The following is a 15,291-nucleotide window of genomic DNA, read 5'->3' as shown; positions in this document are numbered from 1 at the left end:
GGCCTACACCGACAACTCCATCTTCGGGGTTCCATTCGACGTCGGCGCGCACTGGATCCACACCCCCAACGCCCATCCCCTGTCCGCCTTCGGCCGTGCCGCCGGCCTCGACATCTATCGCGCGCCCGACACCGGCCGGCTGATCGCGGACGGCGTGACCGCGAGCGAAGCCGAAGCCGCCGAATTCTTCGCCGCGACGCGGCGCGGGGAGCGCGCCATCGTCGCCATCGGCGAGGCCGGGCGGGACGTGGCCGCCGGCCGGGTGGTGCCGGACCTCGGCCCCTGGGATGAAAGCGCGCGCTTCGCGCTGGGGCCGTTCTCCTGCGCCAAGGCGCTGGACGAGGTCTCCACCGTGGATTTCACCCAGTCCGAGGAAAAGGAGATGGACGACTTCTGCCGGCAGGGTTTCGGCACCCTGGTGGCGCTGCTGGCCGCGCCGCTCACCGTGCGCCTCGACACCGCTGCACATACCGTGGACCTCAGCCGGCGACGGATCTCCGTCGCCACCAATCGCGGGACGCTGGGGGGGCGGGTGGTCATCGTCGCGGTGCCACCCAGCGTGATGACTGCCGGCAGGCTGCGCATCCTGCCGGGCCTGCCGCAGCGCTGTCGCACCGCGCTGGAGACCATCACCCTCGGCGCCTACGACCACATCGCCTTCGATCTGCCGGGCAACCCGGCCGGACTGAAGGCGGACGAACTGATCTATTTCAAGGTCACGGGCCCCAGGGCCTACGGCCTCCTCGCGCGCATCGGAGGCGGCAGCCTTCACAGCCTGGAGGTGGCCGGCCCGATGGCCCGCGATCTCGCCGAGGCGGGAGAGGACGCCGCGCGCACCTTCCTCATGGAGGCGCTGACCCATGAGTTCGGCGCCCGCACCGCGGCCAGAGTGGGGCGGGTGCACGCCACGAACTGGGTCCGCGAGCCCTGGGCGCTGGGCGCATTCTCCTGCGCCCTGCCCGGCTATGCCCACATGCGCCGCGCCTTCATGGAGGTGGTCTCCGAACGGCTCATCTTCGCCGGCGAGCACGCCCACGAGACTCTGTGGGGTTCCGTCGGCGGCGCCTGGCTCTCCGGCGAGCGGGCGGCCCGGCAGGCGCTCGGCCTCCTGGGGTAGGCCCCGCCGCGCCGCCGCCCGGAGGCCCGCCGAAGGGGGCGACCGGGACACCCGATTGTCCACCGGCCCACCTCGCCCAGCCGCGCCGGCCATGCTAGCGTCCGACCCGTGACCGACCAGCGCTTTCCCCCCCTGACCCGCCGCGGCTTCCTCGCCCACGGCGCCGCGCTCGCGACCGCGCCCCTCGCAGCCCTGCCCTTCGGCGCCACCCGCGCGCTCGGACAGCAGAGCGAGGCGGATGTCATCATCATCGGCGCCGGCGTCGCCGGCATCTCCGCCGCGCGCCGCGTCGCCGAGGCCGGGCGCTCCTATGTGCTGATGGAGGCGTCGAACCGGGTCGGCGGGCGGACCGTCACCGACACCGCCCTGTTCGGCGTTCCCTTGGATCTCGGCGCGGCGCGGCTCAACATGCCGGCATCCCGCCCCATGGCCGCCTATGGGCGGGCGGAGGGGCTCGACATCGTCCGCGCGCCGGAGGGCGGCCGGCTCTATGTGAACGGGCGCGAGGCCCGCGACGCCGACTACGAGACGTTCATCGCCACCGTTCGCCGCGCCGAACGCGCCATCGGCGCCGCCGGCGATGCCGGGCGCGACATGCCCGCCGCCCGCGCTCTGCCCGACCTCGGCCCGTGGGGGCCCAGCGCCCGTTTCGTGGTGGGCCCGCTCGACTGCGCCAAGGAGCTGGACCAGATCTCCACCGTGGACTTCGCCCGCTCCGAGGAGCACGAGGGCGAGGAGGTCTGCCGCCAGGGCATCGGCACGCTGGTGACCCAGCTGGCCCGGCCGCTCACCGTGCGGCTGGAGACCGTGGCCCGCAGCGTGGACCTCAGCGGCCGCCTGGTTACGGTGCAGACCAACAGGGGCAACCTGCAGGGGCGCACCGTCATCCTTGCGGTGCCGCCGAGCGTGATCGCCGCCGGCAAGCTGCGCATCCTGCCCACCCTCGCGCCGCGCTACCGCACCGCCGTCGAGAAGATCACGCTGGGCGCCTATGACCACATCGCCTTCCGGCTGCCGCGCAATCCCGCCGGCCTCGCGGCGGACGAGACCATCTATTTCAAGGCGGACGGCCCGCGCGCCTACATCATGCGCGCCCGCATCGGCGGCAGCGACCTCTATACGCTCGACGTGGCCGGCGATACGGCGGCGGGCCTCGCCAACGGCACGCCCGAGGCGGCGGCCGCCTTCGCCCGCGAGGCGCTGACCCGCGAGTTCGGCGCCGACGCGGCGGCGCGGGTGGTCAAGGTGCATGCCACGCGCTGGAGCAAGGAGCCCTATGCCCTCGGCGCCTTCTCCTGCGCCCTGCCCGGCTACGGCAACATGCGCCGCGCCTTCATCGAGACGGTGGCGGGCCGCATGGTGTTCGCCGGCGAGCATGCCCACGAGACCCTGTGGGGCACCGTGGGCGGCGCCTGGCTCTCGGGCGAGCGCGCGGCGAGGCAGGCGCTGGGGCTCATCGGCGTGCGCTCGGGATAGAGCGTTTTCGAGCGACGCGGAAACCGCTCCGCGTGAAGAAAACGCGATCATTCAAGAGCCTGGAGCGATTCCTTGTTTCCATGAAGGGATGAAGCGCTCCAGGGCTGCCCGCGCCTTCCCGTCGCCGCCTCAGCCCACGCCAGCGACTCCGCGCCCTGATCCGCGCCGGGAGGGTTTCGCCCGGACGCCCCGCAGGCTTCATGCCACCGGTCGAAGAGCCGGGCCCGGCGGACATGGGCCTCACGCCACATGCGTCTCACGCCACATGGGCCCCATGTCATCGACCGCGGTCTTCGACCGATGCCAGGCGGGTTCGCCCAGGCCCCGCGCGGGCTGGTCAATGGCCGACGAGCGCAACTCACCGGATAGAGTCCCCAGTGCGCGCGAGCCTCAGTGCGCGCGGGCGAACATCTCGTTGAAGGAATAGCCGGCCCCGCGCACGGTGCGGATGGGATCGGACTGGCGGCCGCGATTGATGGCCTTGCGCAGGCGGCCCACATGCACGTCCACGGTGCGCTCGTCGATATAGACGTCCTGGCCCCAGACCCCGTCGAGCAGTTGCTCGCGGGAGAAGACACGGCCGGGGCTCTGCATCAGGAATTCCAGCAGCCGGAACTCGGTGGGGCCGAGATGCACCTCGCGTCCGGCGCGGTGGACCCGGTGGGTCTCGCGGTCGAGCTCGATGTCGCCGGCGCGCAGCAGGGTGGCCACGTGCTCGGGCTTGGCCCGGCGCAGCAGCGCCCGCACCCGGGCGAGCAGCTCGGGCACCGAGAACGGCTTCACCACATAATCGTCGGCGCCGGTGGCGAGGCCGCGCACGCGCTCGGTCTCCTCGCCGCGGGCAGTGAGCATGATCACCGGCAGGCGCTCGGTCTCCGGGCGGGTACGCAGGCGCCGGCACAATTCGATGCCCGACAGGCCCGGCAGCATCCAGTCGAGGATGACGAGATCGGGCACGCTCTCGCGCAGCCGCGTCTCGGCCTCGTCACCGCGGCCGACGCTTTCCACGCCGTAGCCCTCCGACTCCAGATTGTAACGGAGCAGGAGGGTCAGGGGCTCCTCGTCCTCGACGATCAGAATACGCGCCGGCACAGTGCTTCACCCGTCTTTGCAACTTCGGCCCGCCGGACCCGGCCCCGACGGACCGGGACCAGGCTCAGACCGGCCATCACGTCCGCTCAAGCCTGGGCGGAACGCCCCGGAAACGCCACGGTGGTCTCGCTGGAGGCGTCCGCCTTCGGGCGGCTCTCCGGCAGGTTCTGGCCGGTGACCATGTAATAGACGATTTCAGCGACGTTGGTCGCGTGGTCGCCGATGCGCTCGATGTTCTTGGCGCAGAACAACAGGTGCGTGCACACGGAGATGTTGCGCGGATCCTCCATCATATAGGTGAGGAGTTCGCGGAACAGCGACGTGTACATGGTGTCGATGGCGCCGTCGCGGCCCCACACTTCCACCGCCCTGGCCTCGTTACGGGCGGCGTAGGCGTCGAGCACCTCCTTGAGCTGCTCCAGCACGAGGTCGGAGATGTGCTCCACGCCCCGCACCAGCTTCGCCGGATGATACTCGCCCTCGATGGCGATGACGCGCTTGCCCACATTCTTGGCGAGGTCGCCGATGCGCTCCAGATCGTTGGCGATGCGGATGGCCGACACGATCTCCCGCAGGTCGTTGGCCACCGGCTGGCGCTTGGCGATGACGAGGATGGCGCGATCCTCGATCTCGCGCTGCATCTGGTCCACGGTGGAATCGAGCAGCACCACCTTCTGGGCGAGCGCGCCGTCGCGCTTGATGAGGGAAGAGACGCTGTCGGCGACCAGCCGTTCGGCGAGGCCGCCCATCTCCACCACCTTGCGTCCGATTTCCTTCAGCTCCTGGTCAAAGGAGGCAACGGTATGCTCCGGCATCGGAATAATCCTTCTCAAGCATTTTCCTGCGAAGTGGACACCGGTTCGCGTGAAGAAAATGCGCTAAAGCAAAAATCTCGAGCGGCCCCGCGACCGGGCAGGCGCGAAGCCGCTCCGGTCGTCAGCCAAAGCGGCCGGTGATGTAGTCGCGCGTCTTGATCTCCTTCGGATTGGTGAAGATCACGTCCGAAGGCGCCACCTCGATCAGCTCGCCGAGATAGAAGAAGGCGGTGATGTCGGCGCAGCGCGCGGCCTGCTGCATGTTATGCGTGACGATGACGATGGTGAATTCCTGCTTCAGCTCGTCGATCAGGTCCTCGATCTTCGAGGTGGAGATGGGATCGAGCGCCGAGGTCGGCTCGTCCAGCAGGATCACCTCGGGGCGCACCGCAATGGTGCGGGCGATGCACAGGCGCTGCTGCTGGCCGCCGGACATGCCGAGGGCGGAGGTGTGCAGGCGGTCCTTGGTCTCGTCCCAGATGGCGGCCTTGCGCAGGCACCATTCCACGCGCTCGTCCATCTGCGCCTTGTTCAGCTTCTCGTGCAGCTTCACGCCGAAGGCGATGTTGTCATAGATGGACATGGGAAACGGGGTCGGCTTCTGGAACACCATGCCGATGCGGGTGCGCACGATGGTGGGGTCCAGCTCCTTGCCCACGATGTTGACACCGTCATACAGCACGGCGCCCTCGGCCCGCTGGCCGGGATAGAGGTCGTACATGCGGTTGAAGATGCGCAGCAGGGTGGACTTCCCGCAGCCCGAGGGACCGATCATGGCGGTCACCCGCTTTTCCGGAACCTCGAAGTTGATGTTCCGCAGCGCGTGGTTGCTGCCGTAGTAGAATTGCAGGTTCTCCACCTTGATCTTGGCGGGCGCCGGCGGCGCATCCGGCCGGGCGGCGACCGAGGAGGAGAGGTTGAAGGTGGGATCGACGGCTGAAGTCATCTTGGCCTCGCTTCGGAGGATGAATCCGGGATGGTTCGGGTACGGCGGAGCCTAGCGGTTCCGCGCCAGGAACAGGCGGGACGCCACGTTGAGCACAAGCACGCCCACGGTGATGAGGAGTGCGCCGGCCCAGGCGAGGGAGACCCAGTCGTCAAACGGGCTGCCAGCATACTGGTAGATGGCGATGGGCAGGCTCGCCATGGGCTTCGACAAGTCGGTGGACCAGGAATTGTTGCCGAGCGAGGTGAAGAGCAGCGGCGCCGTCTCGCCGGCCGCGCGGGCAATGGCGAGCAGGATGCCGGTGACGATGCCCGCCCGCGCCGCGCGCCAGGTGATGAGCATCACCACCTTCCACTGCGGCGCGCCCAGCGCGAAGGCCGCCTCGCGCAGGCCCACGGGCACCAGGTTCAGCATGTCCTCGGTGGTGCGCACCACCACCGGGATGACCAGGATGGCGAGGGCCACCGCGCCGGCCCAGCCCGAAAACCCGCCCATCGGGGCAACCAGGAAGGTGTAGACGAACAGGCCCACGAGGATGGACGGAGCCGACAGCAGGATGTCGTTCACAAAGCGAGCCACATGGCCCACCGTGGTGGTCTTGCCGTTCTCGGCCAGGAACGTGCCGGCCAACAGGCCGATGGGCGTCCCGATGACCATGGCGATGCCGATCTGAATCAGCGACCCCACGATGGCATTCAGCAAGCCGCCATTCTGGCCGGGCGGCAGCGTGACCTGGGTAAACACGTTCAGTCCGAGAGCGGGAAGCCCCTTCTGAACAAGGGTGAAGAGAATCCAGGCAAGAAGAAACAGGGCCAAGACCGCGAACCCGGTGCTGATTGCCTTGACGGCGTAGTCTTTGCTGCGACGGACGGCGAGGGAGGACATGCTGGTCTGCTCCTCAGGACTTCAGGTTCGAGCGGACGAGGAAGCGCGAAAGCGCCAGCACAATAAAAGAGATCACGAAAAGAATGAAGCCGAGGGCGAGCAACGAGTCGAGCTTCAAGGATCCTTGCGCGGCCTCGGGGAATTCATTTGCAATGGTGGATGCGATGGTCGCGCCGGGCGCGAACAAGGATGCGGAAAGCCGCGTGGCATTGCCGATGACGAAAGTGACCGCCATGGTCTCTCCCAATGCCCGGCCAAGGCCCAGCATGATCGCGCCGACCATCGCCGTGCGGCCATAGGGGATGGAGACGTTCTTGTAGACTTCGTAGGTGGTGGCGCCGACGCCGTAGGCTGATTCCTTCAGCATGGGCGGCACTGATTCCAGCGTTTCGACAAACATGGCGGTAATGAAGGGAAGGATCATGATTGCCATGATCAGGCCCGCCGTCAGCATGCCGCCGCCCAGTGCGGGTCCCTGGAACAACAGGCCGATCACCGGCAGCGGACCCAGAAGGTCGATCAGCGGCGGCTGCACGTATGCGGCCATCAGGGGCGCGATGATGAAGAAGCCCCACATGCCGTAGATGATGGACGGCACGGCCGCGAGCAACTGGATGGCGACGCCGATGGGCCGCCTCAGGGATTCCGGCGCGATCTCGCTGAGAAAGAACGCAATCCCGAATGAGAGGGGCAGCGCGATGACGACGGCGATGATGGCACTGAACAGCGTGCCGTAGATCATCACCAGGGCACCGAAATTCTCGGTGACGGGATTCCAGGTGGCGGTCCAGAGGAAATCCAGGCCGAAGTTGCGAAACGCCGGGAGGCCGCCCTCGAACAGCATCGCGATGATAAGGCCGAGCAGGATGAGCACGAAAATGCCACATCCCCACAGCAGGGCAACGAAGATTGCGTCGGCAGTCCGGCCGACGGCCCTTGCGGAGCTGATCGACTCCAGCGCGCCGCCCGCCGAGGGGCTACCGGTTCCATTCATGGTCGCGTCCATCGTCCGTTTTCCCCCACCACGACGCTCAAATAATCTGCCGCGATCAAAATCATCCGATCAGAAGGGCGGCGGCCGGAGATCCGGCCGCCGCCCGTCATTCCGTCCGGCAGGACGGTGCAAACACCTCGATCAGTTCGCCCAGACCGGCTTGCCGTCCACCTTCACCTCGGCCTTCCAGGCCTCGCGCACGCGGGCGGCCACATCCTTCGGAAGGGGGATATAGTGCAGCTTCTCGGCGATCTCGTTGCCGTTGTCGAAGGCCCAGTTGAAGAACTTGATCACCTCGGCAGCCTGCTCACCCGACTTCGGCTCCTTCGGGAGAAGGATGAAGGTGGCGCTGGTGATCGGCCAGGTGGCGTCGCCGGGGGTGTTGATCATGGAGGCGGCAAAGTCCTTTGCACCGGCCCAGTCCGCGTTGGCGGCAGCGGCCTGGAAGGCCGGGACGGTCGGCGACACGTACTTGCCGGCCTTGTTCTGGAGCTGAACGGTCACAAGGTTGTTGGCAGAGGCGTAGATGTATTCCACGTAGCCGATCGCGCCCTTGGTGTTCTTGACGGTGCCGGCAACGCCTTCGTTGCCCTTGCCACCGGCGCCCGCCGGCCAGGACACGGAGGTGGCAGCGCCGACCTTCGACTTCCAGTCGGCACTCACGTCGGACAGGTAGGAGGCGAACACGAAGGTGGTACCCGATCCATCCGAGCGATAGGTCGGCACAATGCCGAGGTCGGGCAGCTTCACGCCGGGGTTGAGGTCGGCGATGGCCTTGTCGCTCCACTTGGTGATCTTGCCGAGATAGATGTCGGCGAGCACCGGGCCCGTGAGCTTGAGCTGGTTGGCGGCGATGCCTTCGAGGTTCACGATCGGAACCACGGAGCCGATCACGGCCGGGAACTGAAGGAGCTTCTGCTGGGCAAGCTTCTCGGTCTGGACCGGAGCGTCGGAGGCACCGAAATCCACCGTGCGGTTGAAGATCTGGGTCTGGCCGGCGCCGGAGCCGATGGACTGATAGTTCAGCCCGGTGCCGGTCTTCTCCTTATAGGCAACGGCCCAAGCCTGATACACGGGGGCCGGGAATGTCGCGCCGGCGCCGGTGATGTCGCCAGCGGAAGCGCTGCCGGCAAACAGCGTTCCGGCCACGGCAAGCATGCCGAGAGCGGTGGTGATCTTCACGGTATCTCTCCTTGCCAAATCCGTTGCCATTCCAGGCCTGACGCCGGGGCAACATTGGGCTCGGGACTCTTAGCCCCGGTCAACCAAGGTTCTATGACCACCTCATGACAGACAGATGACGTATTAAGCCGCTGTCTGTTCACTGTTTTTTTCCGGACCCGGCAAAGCGTCAAGCCGGACGCTGAAGGTTGCGCCCTCGCCCAGCACGCTGTCGATGCCGAGCCGTCCGCGGTGGCGCGCCACAATGTGCTTGACGATGGCGAGCCCGAGCCCCGTACCGCCCTGGTCGCGGCTCGCCGCCACGTCCACCCGGTAGAAGCGTTCGGTCAGGCGCGGCAGGTGCTCCGGTGAGATGCCGGGGCCGAAATCCCGGATGCTCACCACAGCGGTGCCGTTCTCGCGCGAGAGGCGAACCTCCACCTTCTTGCCGTGCGCGCCGTATTTCAGGGCGTTCTCCACCAGGTTCTCGAACAGGCGGATGAGCTCGTCGCGGTCGCCCAGCACCTCCAGCGGCACTGCCCCCTTCACCTGCTCCAGCACCACGCCGCGATCCCTGGCGAGGGGCGAGAGGGTGTCGCACACATGGGCCAGGATACCGGCGAGGTCCACCTTCGTCTGCGGTCGCACATGGGCGTTGAGCTCGATGCGCGACAGGGAGAGCAGATCGTCGATGAGCCGCGACATGCGCCGCGCCTGCGCCGCCATGATGGCGAGGAAGCGCTCGCGCGCCGGAGCGTCGTTGCGGGCCGGGCCCTGCAGCGTCTCGATGAAGCCGGACAGGGAGGCCAGCGGCGTGCGCAGTTCGTGGCTGGCATTGGCCACGAAATCGGCCCGCATCTGCTCCACCCGCCGCTGCTGGGTGAGGTCCCGGAAGGTGAGCAGCACCGCATCCGGCGCATCCGCCGCGCGCCGGCCCCCGGAACGGATGCCCGGCTGGGCTTCCAGGCGCAGCGGCACCACATGCGCCTCCAGCCAGCGATCGAGCGGAATGCGCTCGGCGAACTCCACCCGCCGCGGCAGGCCGTCCTCGGCGGCGGCGCGCACCGCGTCCAGCACCTCCGGCACGCGCACCACGAACGACAGGGGATCGCCCACGCGGGTCGGCCCGATGGCCAGCGCCACCCGCTCGTTGGCAGTCATGATCTCGCCCGCGGCCGACAGCAGCAAGGCCGGCTCTGGCAGGGCGGCCACCACCGCCGCCGCCTGCGCGTCCCGCCGTGCCGGCAGGGGGGGCGGCGGCGCGGCGATCTCGGGAAGGGACCAGGCGGCCGGAGCCGGCGGCAGGGCAAAGAGCATGGCCACGAGCAGGGCGGCAAGCACGATGGCCAGCACCGGATCGAGCGCCTGCAGCATCACCCCAGCAACCACGGCAAGCCCCAGGGCGCCGATGAGGAAAATGGCGCGACGGCGCGTGTTCCGGGCCACCGGCACGCCGCCGGCCGGAGCGCCCGGCGGCTCGACCTCTGCCGGCGCTGCGGCCGCCCCCGGCGCGTTGAGGCTGGCGATGCGGCCGCCCTCCTCGCCCTGCCGCGCGTCGAGCCGGATGTCGGCGTTCCGCTCTGGTCCGGCCATGGCCATCGTCTTCGGCCTCCCTGGAGCGCGATCCGTTCGGATGAAACGGAGAATCGCCCTTTTCTATTATGGACCGGGATGGATTCGGCGTTTAGCCGGGACCGCGGACAGCCCCCTTCGGGCCGATCCGGTTCCGGCGTCCCTTCGGCGCCCCCGCGCGAGACCCGGCGGCTCACGCGAGAAAAACCCTTGAAAACAACATTCTGGAGCACATTCCGTGGGCCGGCGCGACCGGAAGATGCTCCCATGGAATCCATGCCGGGCACCCGCGATGCGAATCGGCATCTGGGTTCCGCAGCATTGATGCTCGCGCCCGTCAACGAAGGCATTACGACAACGACGGCCATCCCGTGGCGGATCCACAGCCGTGGAGACCGGCATCTGCGCACGCCACCTGATGGCTACATTTCTGGGATATCTTAATTTTGCGTCCGAAGGGCGGCACCGGGGCTTGCGGGCCTCCGGCCCCGATCTGCTATGAGGAGGTCCGAGCGGAGGAACCAACCATGCGACAGCCCCAGTCCTGCCGGGCCACGCGGCGCGGTTTCCGTGTGGCCGCAGCCACGCGCGCTCCGATAGCCGCCGTGGCCCGCATCGCGCTGTGCGCCGTGCCGCTCGCTGTCCCGCTCATGGGCTGGGGCACCGCCCGCGCGGACCCTGTCCCCCTGCCGGCGGTGGATTTTGCCGTCAGCGCCGACCTGCGCCGGGGCGGCACCATGGAACTCGCCCACAGCCAGGGCAAGATGCGGGTGGAGATGGTGAAGCCCAACGTGCCCGGCAGCATCGTGGGGATCATCGACCTCAGGGCGCGCCGCATGGTGGTGCGCACCCCCAACCTGCCGAACATGGCGGTGGAGATCGAACTGCCGCCCGAATACGCCCTCGGCGCCCTCAGCGGCTCCGGCCTGCGGGTCGGGGAAAGCCAGGTGGCGGGCGAGCCCTGCGACCTGTGGAAGCTGGACACGCAGATGAGCACCTCCGTCGGCCCCACCACCGCATGCATCACCCCGGATGGCATCGCCCTGCGCACCGAGGTGGAGGTGCAGGGCCGGAAGCAGACCGTGTTCGAGGCGCTGAAGCTCACCCGCGCGCCGCAGGATCCCAAGCTGTTCCAGTTGCCGGCCGGCGTCCAGGTGATGAAGGTGCCCAAGGGCAAGATCGGCACGGCGCTGGGCCTGCCCGGCCTCGGCGCGCCCCTGCTCGATCCCGTGCCGCCGGCCGCGCCCAAGCCGTAGGGACCGGCCTCCTGCGGGACGCGCCGTTTCCGTGACCGCCGAAGACGGGCCTTCAGCCGAAGGTCAGGGCCACCGGTACGTGATCGGAAGGCTTGTCCCAGCCGCGGGCATCCTTGAGCACCGTCATGGCCCGCGCGGCGGGCGCCAGGCTCTCGCTGGCCCACACATGATCGAGCCGGCGGCCGCGATCATTGGCCGTATAGTCGGGCGAGCGGTAGCTCCACCATGTGAACAGCTTGTCCTGCGGCGGCACGAAGGTCCGCATCACGTCCACCCAGGGTCCGGAGGCCTGGAAGCGGTTCAGCTTCTCCACCTCGATGGGGGTGTGGCTCACCACCGAGAGGAGCTGCTTGTGGCTCCAGACATCGGTTTCGAGGGGGGCGATGTTGAGGTCGCCCACCACCACCGCGTGGCGCCCGGCGTCCGCCGCGGCGGCGGTGAGCGGCGGCCAGGCCGTTACCTCGTCCAGGAAGGCGAGCTTGTGGGCGAACTTGGGGTTCAGCTCGGGGTCCGGCACGTCGCCGCCGGCGGGGACGTAGAAATTGTGCACCGTCAGCGGCTTGCCCAGCGCATCCTCGGGCGCGAGCGTCACCGCCACGTGCCGCGCATCCCCCTTGCCGCAGAAGTCGCCCTTCTCCACCGCCTGGAACGGCCGGCGCGAGAAGGTCGCGACCCCGTGCCAGCCCTTCTGCCCGTTGAGGGCGATATGGGGGAAGCCCATGTCGCGGATGGCGTTCATGGGAAACTTGTCGTCCTGGCACTTGGTTTCCTGGAGGCACAGGACGTCGGGCCGCAGGGTCTCCACCGCCGCGCGGACGATGTCGAGACGAATGCGGACGGAATTGATGTTCCAGGTGCAGATTGTGAGGGGCAAGGCAATGGCGGGCTGAAATGAAAGGATCGGCGAGCCTTACACCCCCGCGCCGCGCGCGCGCAAGCCGCGCAGCCCGGGGCTGGCTGCGGCAAAGGCTCCGCTGCGGCAAACATGCCGCGGCGCCCTGACGCTCCGCTGCCGGCCGCACCGCTCGGCCACGTCCTGCGCGCCCTGCCGGACCTGTCCGGCGAGCCGGCGGCGGGGTTCAGAACACTGCCGGGGAGCCGCGTTGCACGCCACACCGCAAAAGGACTTGCCGCCCGTGGATCAACCGAAACGGATGGTACCCATCCGTTTCGAAAAGTTGACCCACCAGATCAAAGAGTTGTGGTTCGAGCTGCTCACGACAGATGGGTTCCATCTGTCGTGAGCAGCTCGAACCACTAGGCCGGACCACGCGCCAGACGACGCTCAGCGGCGGTCGCCCTCTTCCTGGATCAGGGCCTCGGTCGCAGCGATGGCGCCTTCGAGTTCGGAAATCTTGCGCAGCATGCCGTCGGAAGGGAGGGCGGTGCTCTTTGCTGCGGTCAGAACCAGGTCTCGTTGAGCCGCCTTGAGTCGTTCGAGCAGGCTCGAAAGGTCGGCCTCTGCCTGTTGCGCCATTTTGGTCTTGAACTCCACAAATGCGAAAAACAGGCGAAGCAGGAGGCTTCGCCCGTTCGATAGGCTCGTTCCCGCCGCCCCAATGGAACGGCGGGAAGAGGAATGATCAGTCGGCGAGCTCGATGCCGCGGGCCTCGGGACCCTTCGGGCCCTGACCCACCTGCACCACCACGCGCTGGCCTTCGGCCAGGTCGGTGAGGCCGGAACGGGAGATGACGGTGACGTGCACGAACACGTCCTTGCCGCCGCCTTCCACCGCGATGAAGCCGAAGCCCTTGTCGGGATTGTACCACTTCACGGTGCCCACGCGCTCTTCGGTGGGGCCGGTGGCCGCACGGGGGCCGCCGCCGGCGCGCGGAGCACCGCCGAAGCCGCCGCCCGCACCGGGACCGGCGCCGAAGCTGCGACGGGGAGGAGCGGCCTCGGCCGTGGAGGTGTCGACCTCCAGAACCTCGGTCACCTGGCGACCCTTCTGGCCCTGGCCGACGCGGACCGAGAGCTTGGAGCCGGGAGGCACGCTCTCCTGACCGGCGGCCTCGAGGGCGCGCGCGTGCAGGAACACATCACCCGAGCCATCGGCGAGCTCGACGAAGCCGAAGCCCTTCTCGGGGTTGAACCACTTGACGGTGGCGTCGATCGGCGGGCCGGACGGTGCGGGTGCGCTGAAGCTGCTGCTGGGCGAAGAAAACGGACGGTCCCCTCCGAAGCCGCGATCACGCGGCGGCGCAAAGTCGTCGTCAAAGCCACGGCGGCGCGGCTCTCGGAAGTCTCGGTTACGGCTCATGTGTATTTCCGTTGAGGTCAGTCGCCAATTTTGGCTTAGGGCCATCCACCACTGCCGGATGAAAATGCGTATTTCGTGCTTTAACTTGCACGGTCTGGGCGACTTAAACTCCGCCTTCGCACAACGCTCAATCCAGCCACCCGCGTCTCGCCTCGCAGCCTAATGGACAGGCCGGCAACGTGCCCATGACAATGAGCGCACTCCGCCGGCCAACAAACAGACTAACACATCTGCCTCGCTTTGGTACATGAATGTTGGCCCATAAGGCTCCAACTGCGAAACCGCGCGGCAACGGCGCCGGACGGGTGGCGGGGTGGGGTTTCCCGCTTGCCCGGAAATGGCGGACGGGGAAGGCTTTACCCGCCATGCCGGGCGCCGCGGGGCCGGCACGGCGCATTCGTCCCGCGCTCCGGGGCGCATGCTGAAAACGTCGCTCTACACCGCCGCGGGGACGATTCCGGCGGACCGCCCGCCGGTAGTTCGCGGCGATCGACTGGAACCGCCTGCCGGGGGACTGGAACAACTCCACTTCTATTGTCGCGGTCCAGCGTTTTTCTCCGCCCGCCGGGACTGGCGGGCCGGTTTCTCAAGGGAAGGCCCCATGACTGCCCCCGTTACATCGCCCGTGCCCCGCCACCACCACCAGCCCGCGGCCACGGCGCCGCTGGAGCCCATCGCCATCGCCCCCTCGGACCAGACCCTGGCGCTGCTCGAAACGCGCCGCTCCCTGCCGTTGCGCGCCCTGGTGGAGCCGGGACCCGACGCCGCCGCGCTCGACCGCATGCTCGCCATCGCCGCGCGGGTGCCGGACCACGGGCGCCTCGTCCCGTGGCGCTTCATCGTGCTGGAGGGGGAAGCGCGCGCCGCCGCCGGCGACCGCCTGGACGCGCTCTATGCCGCGCAGAATCCCGGCCTCGGCCCCGACAAGGCGCACATGTGGCGGGATTATCTCCTGCGCGCGCCGGTCACGGTGGTGGTGGTGAGCCGGACCGATGCCGCGGCGAAGATTCCCGCCTTCAACCAGATCCTGTCGGCGGGCGCGGCTGCAATGAACCTGGTTGTCGCGGCCACCGCCATGGGCTTTTCCGCCCTGTGGCTCCTGAAATGGCCGGGACGAGACCCCGATGCCGCGGCCCTGCTGGGGGTGGACGCAGCGGAGAAGGTGGCCGGCTTCATCCATATCGGCCGGCCGGCGGCGCGGGCCGAGGACCGGCCCCGCCCCAGCCTCGACGCGGTGGTGACGCGCTGGCACCCCGAAGGCTGAGACGCCTCAGATGGCGAGCCCGGCCTCCACGCGCCGGGCGCGCCGGAAATAGGTGTAGGTCACATAAGCGGCGGCCAGCGAGAACAGGCCCATCAGGGCATATTCGCCGGCATCGCCCAGATTGAGCAGCCCGGCCAGCGCCCAGCCGGCCGCGACGGCGGTGGCGAAGGCCTCGGTGGCGATGAGGGCGGTCGCGCTGGCGACCGTGACGAAACGGCCGCCGCCCCGCGTGCCCGCAGCCTTCACACCCGCCGCCGAACCTGCCTCCTGCGAACCTGCCATCTTCGTCTCCCGCGGCTTCAGCCTCGAAGCCGGACGTGTCTGTTGAGCGGCAGCGGAGCCGCAACTGCTCGCGCAGGCGCCCGCCGCCGTCTATATGGCCGGGAAACTGCGACGCGGGCGCCGCCGGGTCAAGCCCGCCCTGCGGGAACGCCCAGTTGAATGCCAAAGTG

General features: G+C 68.5%; 15 protein-coding genes. 4 read left to right on the top strand and 11 right to left on the bottom strand.

Annotated elements, in window-relative coordinates; all coding sequences use genetic code 11:
- Positions 1-1,117 (top strand): flavin monoamine oxidase family protein (locus K9U40_RS12730; protein WP_282890564.1); only part of this gene is annotated, 1,117 nt, incomplete at its 5' end.
- Between the two features lie 108 nt (positions 1,118-1,225).
- Positions 1,226-2,593: a flavin monoamine oxidase family protein gene (locus tag K9U40_RS12725; RefSeq protein ID WP_282890563.1), complete on the top strand. Its 1,368-nt coding sequence runs from the start codon at positions 1,226-1,228 to the stop codon at positions 2,591-2,593.
- 390 nt (positions 2,594-2,983) lie between these two features.
- Here K9U40_RS12725 and phoB read toward each other — a convergent pair whose 3' ends face one another.
- From phoB to K9U40_RS12690, 7 genes are all read right to left on the bottom strand, one after another.
- Complete coding sequence (gene phoB, locus K9U40_RS12720; RefSeq protein WP_203194853.1) at positions 2,984-3,685, bottom strand: phosphate regulon transcriptional regulator PhoB; 702 nt, start codon at positions 3,683-3,685, stop codon at positions 2,984-2,986.
- A gap of 86 nt (positions 3,686-3,771) precedes the next feature.
- Positions 3,772-4,500 carry a phosphate signaling complex protein PhoU gene (gene phoU, locus K9U40_RS12715; RefSeq protein WP_282890562.1) on the bottom strand — a complete coding sequence of 243 codons (729 nt, stop codon included), beginning with the start codon at positions 4,498-4,500 and terminating at the stop codon, positions 3,772-3,774.
- 121 nt (positions 4,501-4,621) lie between these two features.
- Entirely contained in the window at positions 4,622-5,446 is an 825-nt protein-coding gene (gene pstB, locus K9U40_RS12710) for a phosphate ABC transporter ATP-binding protein PstB (protein WP_282890561.1), read from the bottom strand.
- Positions 5,447-5,497: 51 nt separating this feature from the next.
- Positions 5,498-6,331, bottom strand: a complete 834-nt coding sequence (gene pstA / locus K9U40_RS12705; RefSeq protein WP_282890560.1) for a phosphate ABC transporter permease PstA — start codon at positions 6,329-6,331, stop codon at positions 5,498-5,500.
- 13 nt (positions 6,332-6,344) lie between these two features.
- Positions 6,345-7,337 carry a phosphate ABC transporter permease subunit PstC gene (gene pstC / locus K9U40_RS12700; protein ID WP_282890559.1) on the bottom strand — a complete coding sequence of 331 codons (993 nt, stop codon included), beginning with the start codon at positions 7,335-7,337 and terminating at the stop codon, positions 6,345-6,347.
- Between the two features lie 129 nt (positions 7,338-7,466).
- On the bottom strand, positions 7,467-8,507 hold the full coding sequence (gene pstS, locus K9U40_RS12695) for a phosphate ABC transporter substrate-binding protein PstS (RefSeq protein ID WP_414114860.1): 1,041 nt from the start codon (positions 8,505-8,507) through the stop codon (positions 7,467-7,469).
- Between the two features lie 123 nt (positions 8,508-8,630).
- Positions 8,631-10,085 (bottom strand): ATP-binding protein, encoded by a 1,455-nt coding sequence (locus K9U40_RS12690; RefSeq protein WP_414114861.1) that lies wholly within the window; start codon positions 10,083-10,085, stop codon positions 8,631-8,633.
- Between the two features lie 578 nt (positions 10,086-10,663).
- Between K9U40_RS12690 and K9U40_RS12685 the strand changes: the two genes are divergently transcribed.
- The gene (locus K9U40_RS12685) at positions 10,664-11,314 is read left to right on the top strand and encodes a hypothetical protein (RefSeq protein WP_282890557.1); all 651 of its coding nucleotides are present in this window, start codon (positions 10,664-10,666) and stop codon (positions 11,312-11,314) included.
- A 52-nt stretch (positions 11,315-11,366) separates the two neighbouring features.
- Here the strand turns inward: K9U40_RS12685 and K9U40_RS12680 are convergent, their stop codons facing one another.
- The 3 genes from K9U40_RS12680 to K9U40_RS12670 form a co-directional block, all read right to left on the bottom strand.
- On the bottom strand, positions 11,367-12,188 hold the full coding sequence (locus K9U40_RS12680) for an exodeoxyribonuclease III (protein WP_282890556.1): 822 nt from the start codon (positions 12,186-12,188) through the stop codon (positions 11,367-11,369).
- Positions 12,189-12,599: 411 nt separating this feature from the next.
- Positions 12,600-12,791 carry a hypothetical protein gene (locus K9U40_RS12675; protein ID WP_282890555.1) on the bottom strand — a complete coding sequence of 64 codons (192 nt, stop codon included), beginning with the start codon at positions 12,789-12,791 and terminating at the stop codon, positions 12,600-12,602.
- A gap of 106 nt (positions 12,792-12,897) precedes the next feature.
- Entirely contained in the window at positions 12,898-13,575 is a 678-nt protein-coding gene (locus tag K9U40_RS12670; RefSeq protein WP_282890554.1) for a cold-shock protein, read from the bottom strand.
- Positions 13,576-14,176: 601 nt separating this feature from the next.
- Here K9U40_RS12670 and K9U40_RS12665 point away from each other — a divergent pair.
- Positions 14,177-14,839 (top strand): nitroreductase family protein, encoded by a 663-nt coding sequence (locus K9U40_RS12665; RefSeq protein ID WP_282890553.1) that lies wholly within the window; start codon positions 14,177-14,179, stop codon positions 14,837-14,839.
- 6 nt (positions 14,840-14,845) lie between these two features.
- Here the strand turns inward: K9U40_RS12665 and K9U40_RS12660 are convergent, their stop codons facing one another.
- Positions 14,846-15,121: a hypothetical protein gene (locus tag K9U40_RS12660; protein ID WP_282890552.1), complete on the bottom strand. Its 276-nt coding sequence runs from the start codon at positions 15,119-15,121 to the stop codon at positions 14,846-14,848.
- Positions 15,122-15,291 lie beyond the last annotated feature (170 nt).

It is taken from the genome of Xanthobacter autotrophicus (genome assembly GCF_030015065.1).
Lineage (GTDB): Bacteria > Pseudomonadota > Alphaproteobacteria > Rhizobiales > Xanthobacteraceae > Xanthobacter > Xanthobacter autotrophicus_D.
The sequence above is the reverse complement of the archived record's forward strand: the minus strand, read 5'-3'. Positions and strand labels throughout refer to the sequence as shown.

Excerpts from the sequence above, each read along its gene's own strand:
- pstC (WP_282890559.1), bottom strand. The coding sequence starts at position 7,337 with ATGGACGCGACCATGAATGGAACCGGTAGCCCCTCGGCGGGCGGCGCG.
- K9U40_RS12690 (WP_414114861.1), bottom strand. The coding sequence starts at position 10,085 with ATGGCCATGGCCGGACCAGAGCGGAACGCCGACATCCGGCTCGACGCG.
- K9U40_RS12660 (WP_282890552.1), bottom strand. The coding sequence starts at position 15,121 with ATGGCAGGTTCGCAGGAGGCAGGTTCGGCGGCGGGTGTGAAGGCTGCG.
- pstA (WP_282890560.1), bottom strand. The coding sequence starts at position 6,331 with ATGTCCTCCCTCGCCGTCCGTCGCAGCAAAGACTACGCCGTCAAGGCA.
- K9U40_RS12675 (WP_282890555.1), bottom strand. The coding sequence starts at position 12,791 with ATGGCGCAACAGGCAGAGGCCGACCTTTCGAGCCTGCTCGAACGACTC.
- phoU (WP_282890562.1), bottom strand. The coding sequence starts at position 4,500 with ATGCCGGAGCATACCGTTGCCTCCTTTGACCAGGAGCTGAAGGAAATC.
- pstB (WP_282890561.1), bottom strand. The coding sequence starts at position 5,446 with ATGACTTCAGCCGTCGATCCCACCTTCAACCTCTCCTCCTCGGTCGCC.
- K9U40_RS12670 (WP_282890554.1), bottom strand. The coding sequence starts at position 13,575 with ATGAGCCGTAACCGAGACTTCCGAGAGCCGCGCCGCCGTGGCTTTGAC.
- K9U40_RS12665 (WP_282890553.1), top strand. The coding sequence starts at position 14,177 with ATGACTGCCCCCGTTACATCGCCCGTGCCCCGCCACCACCACCAGCCC.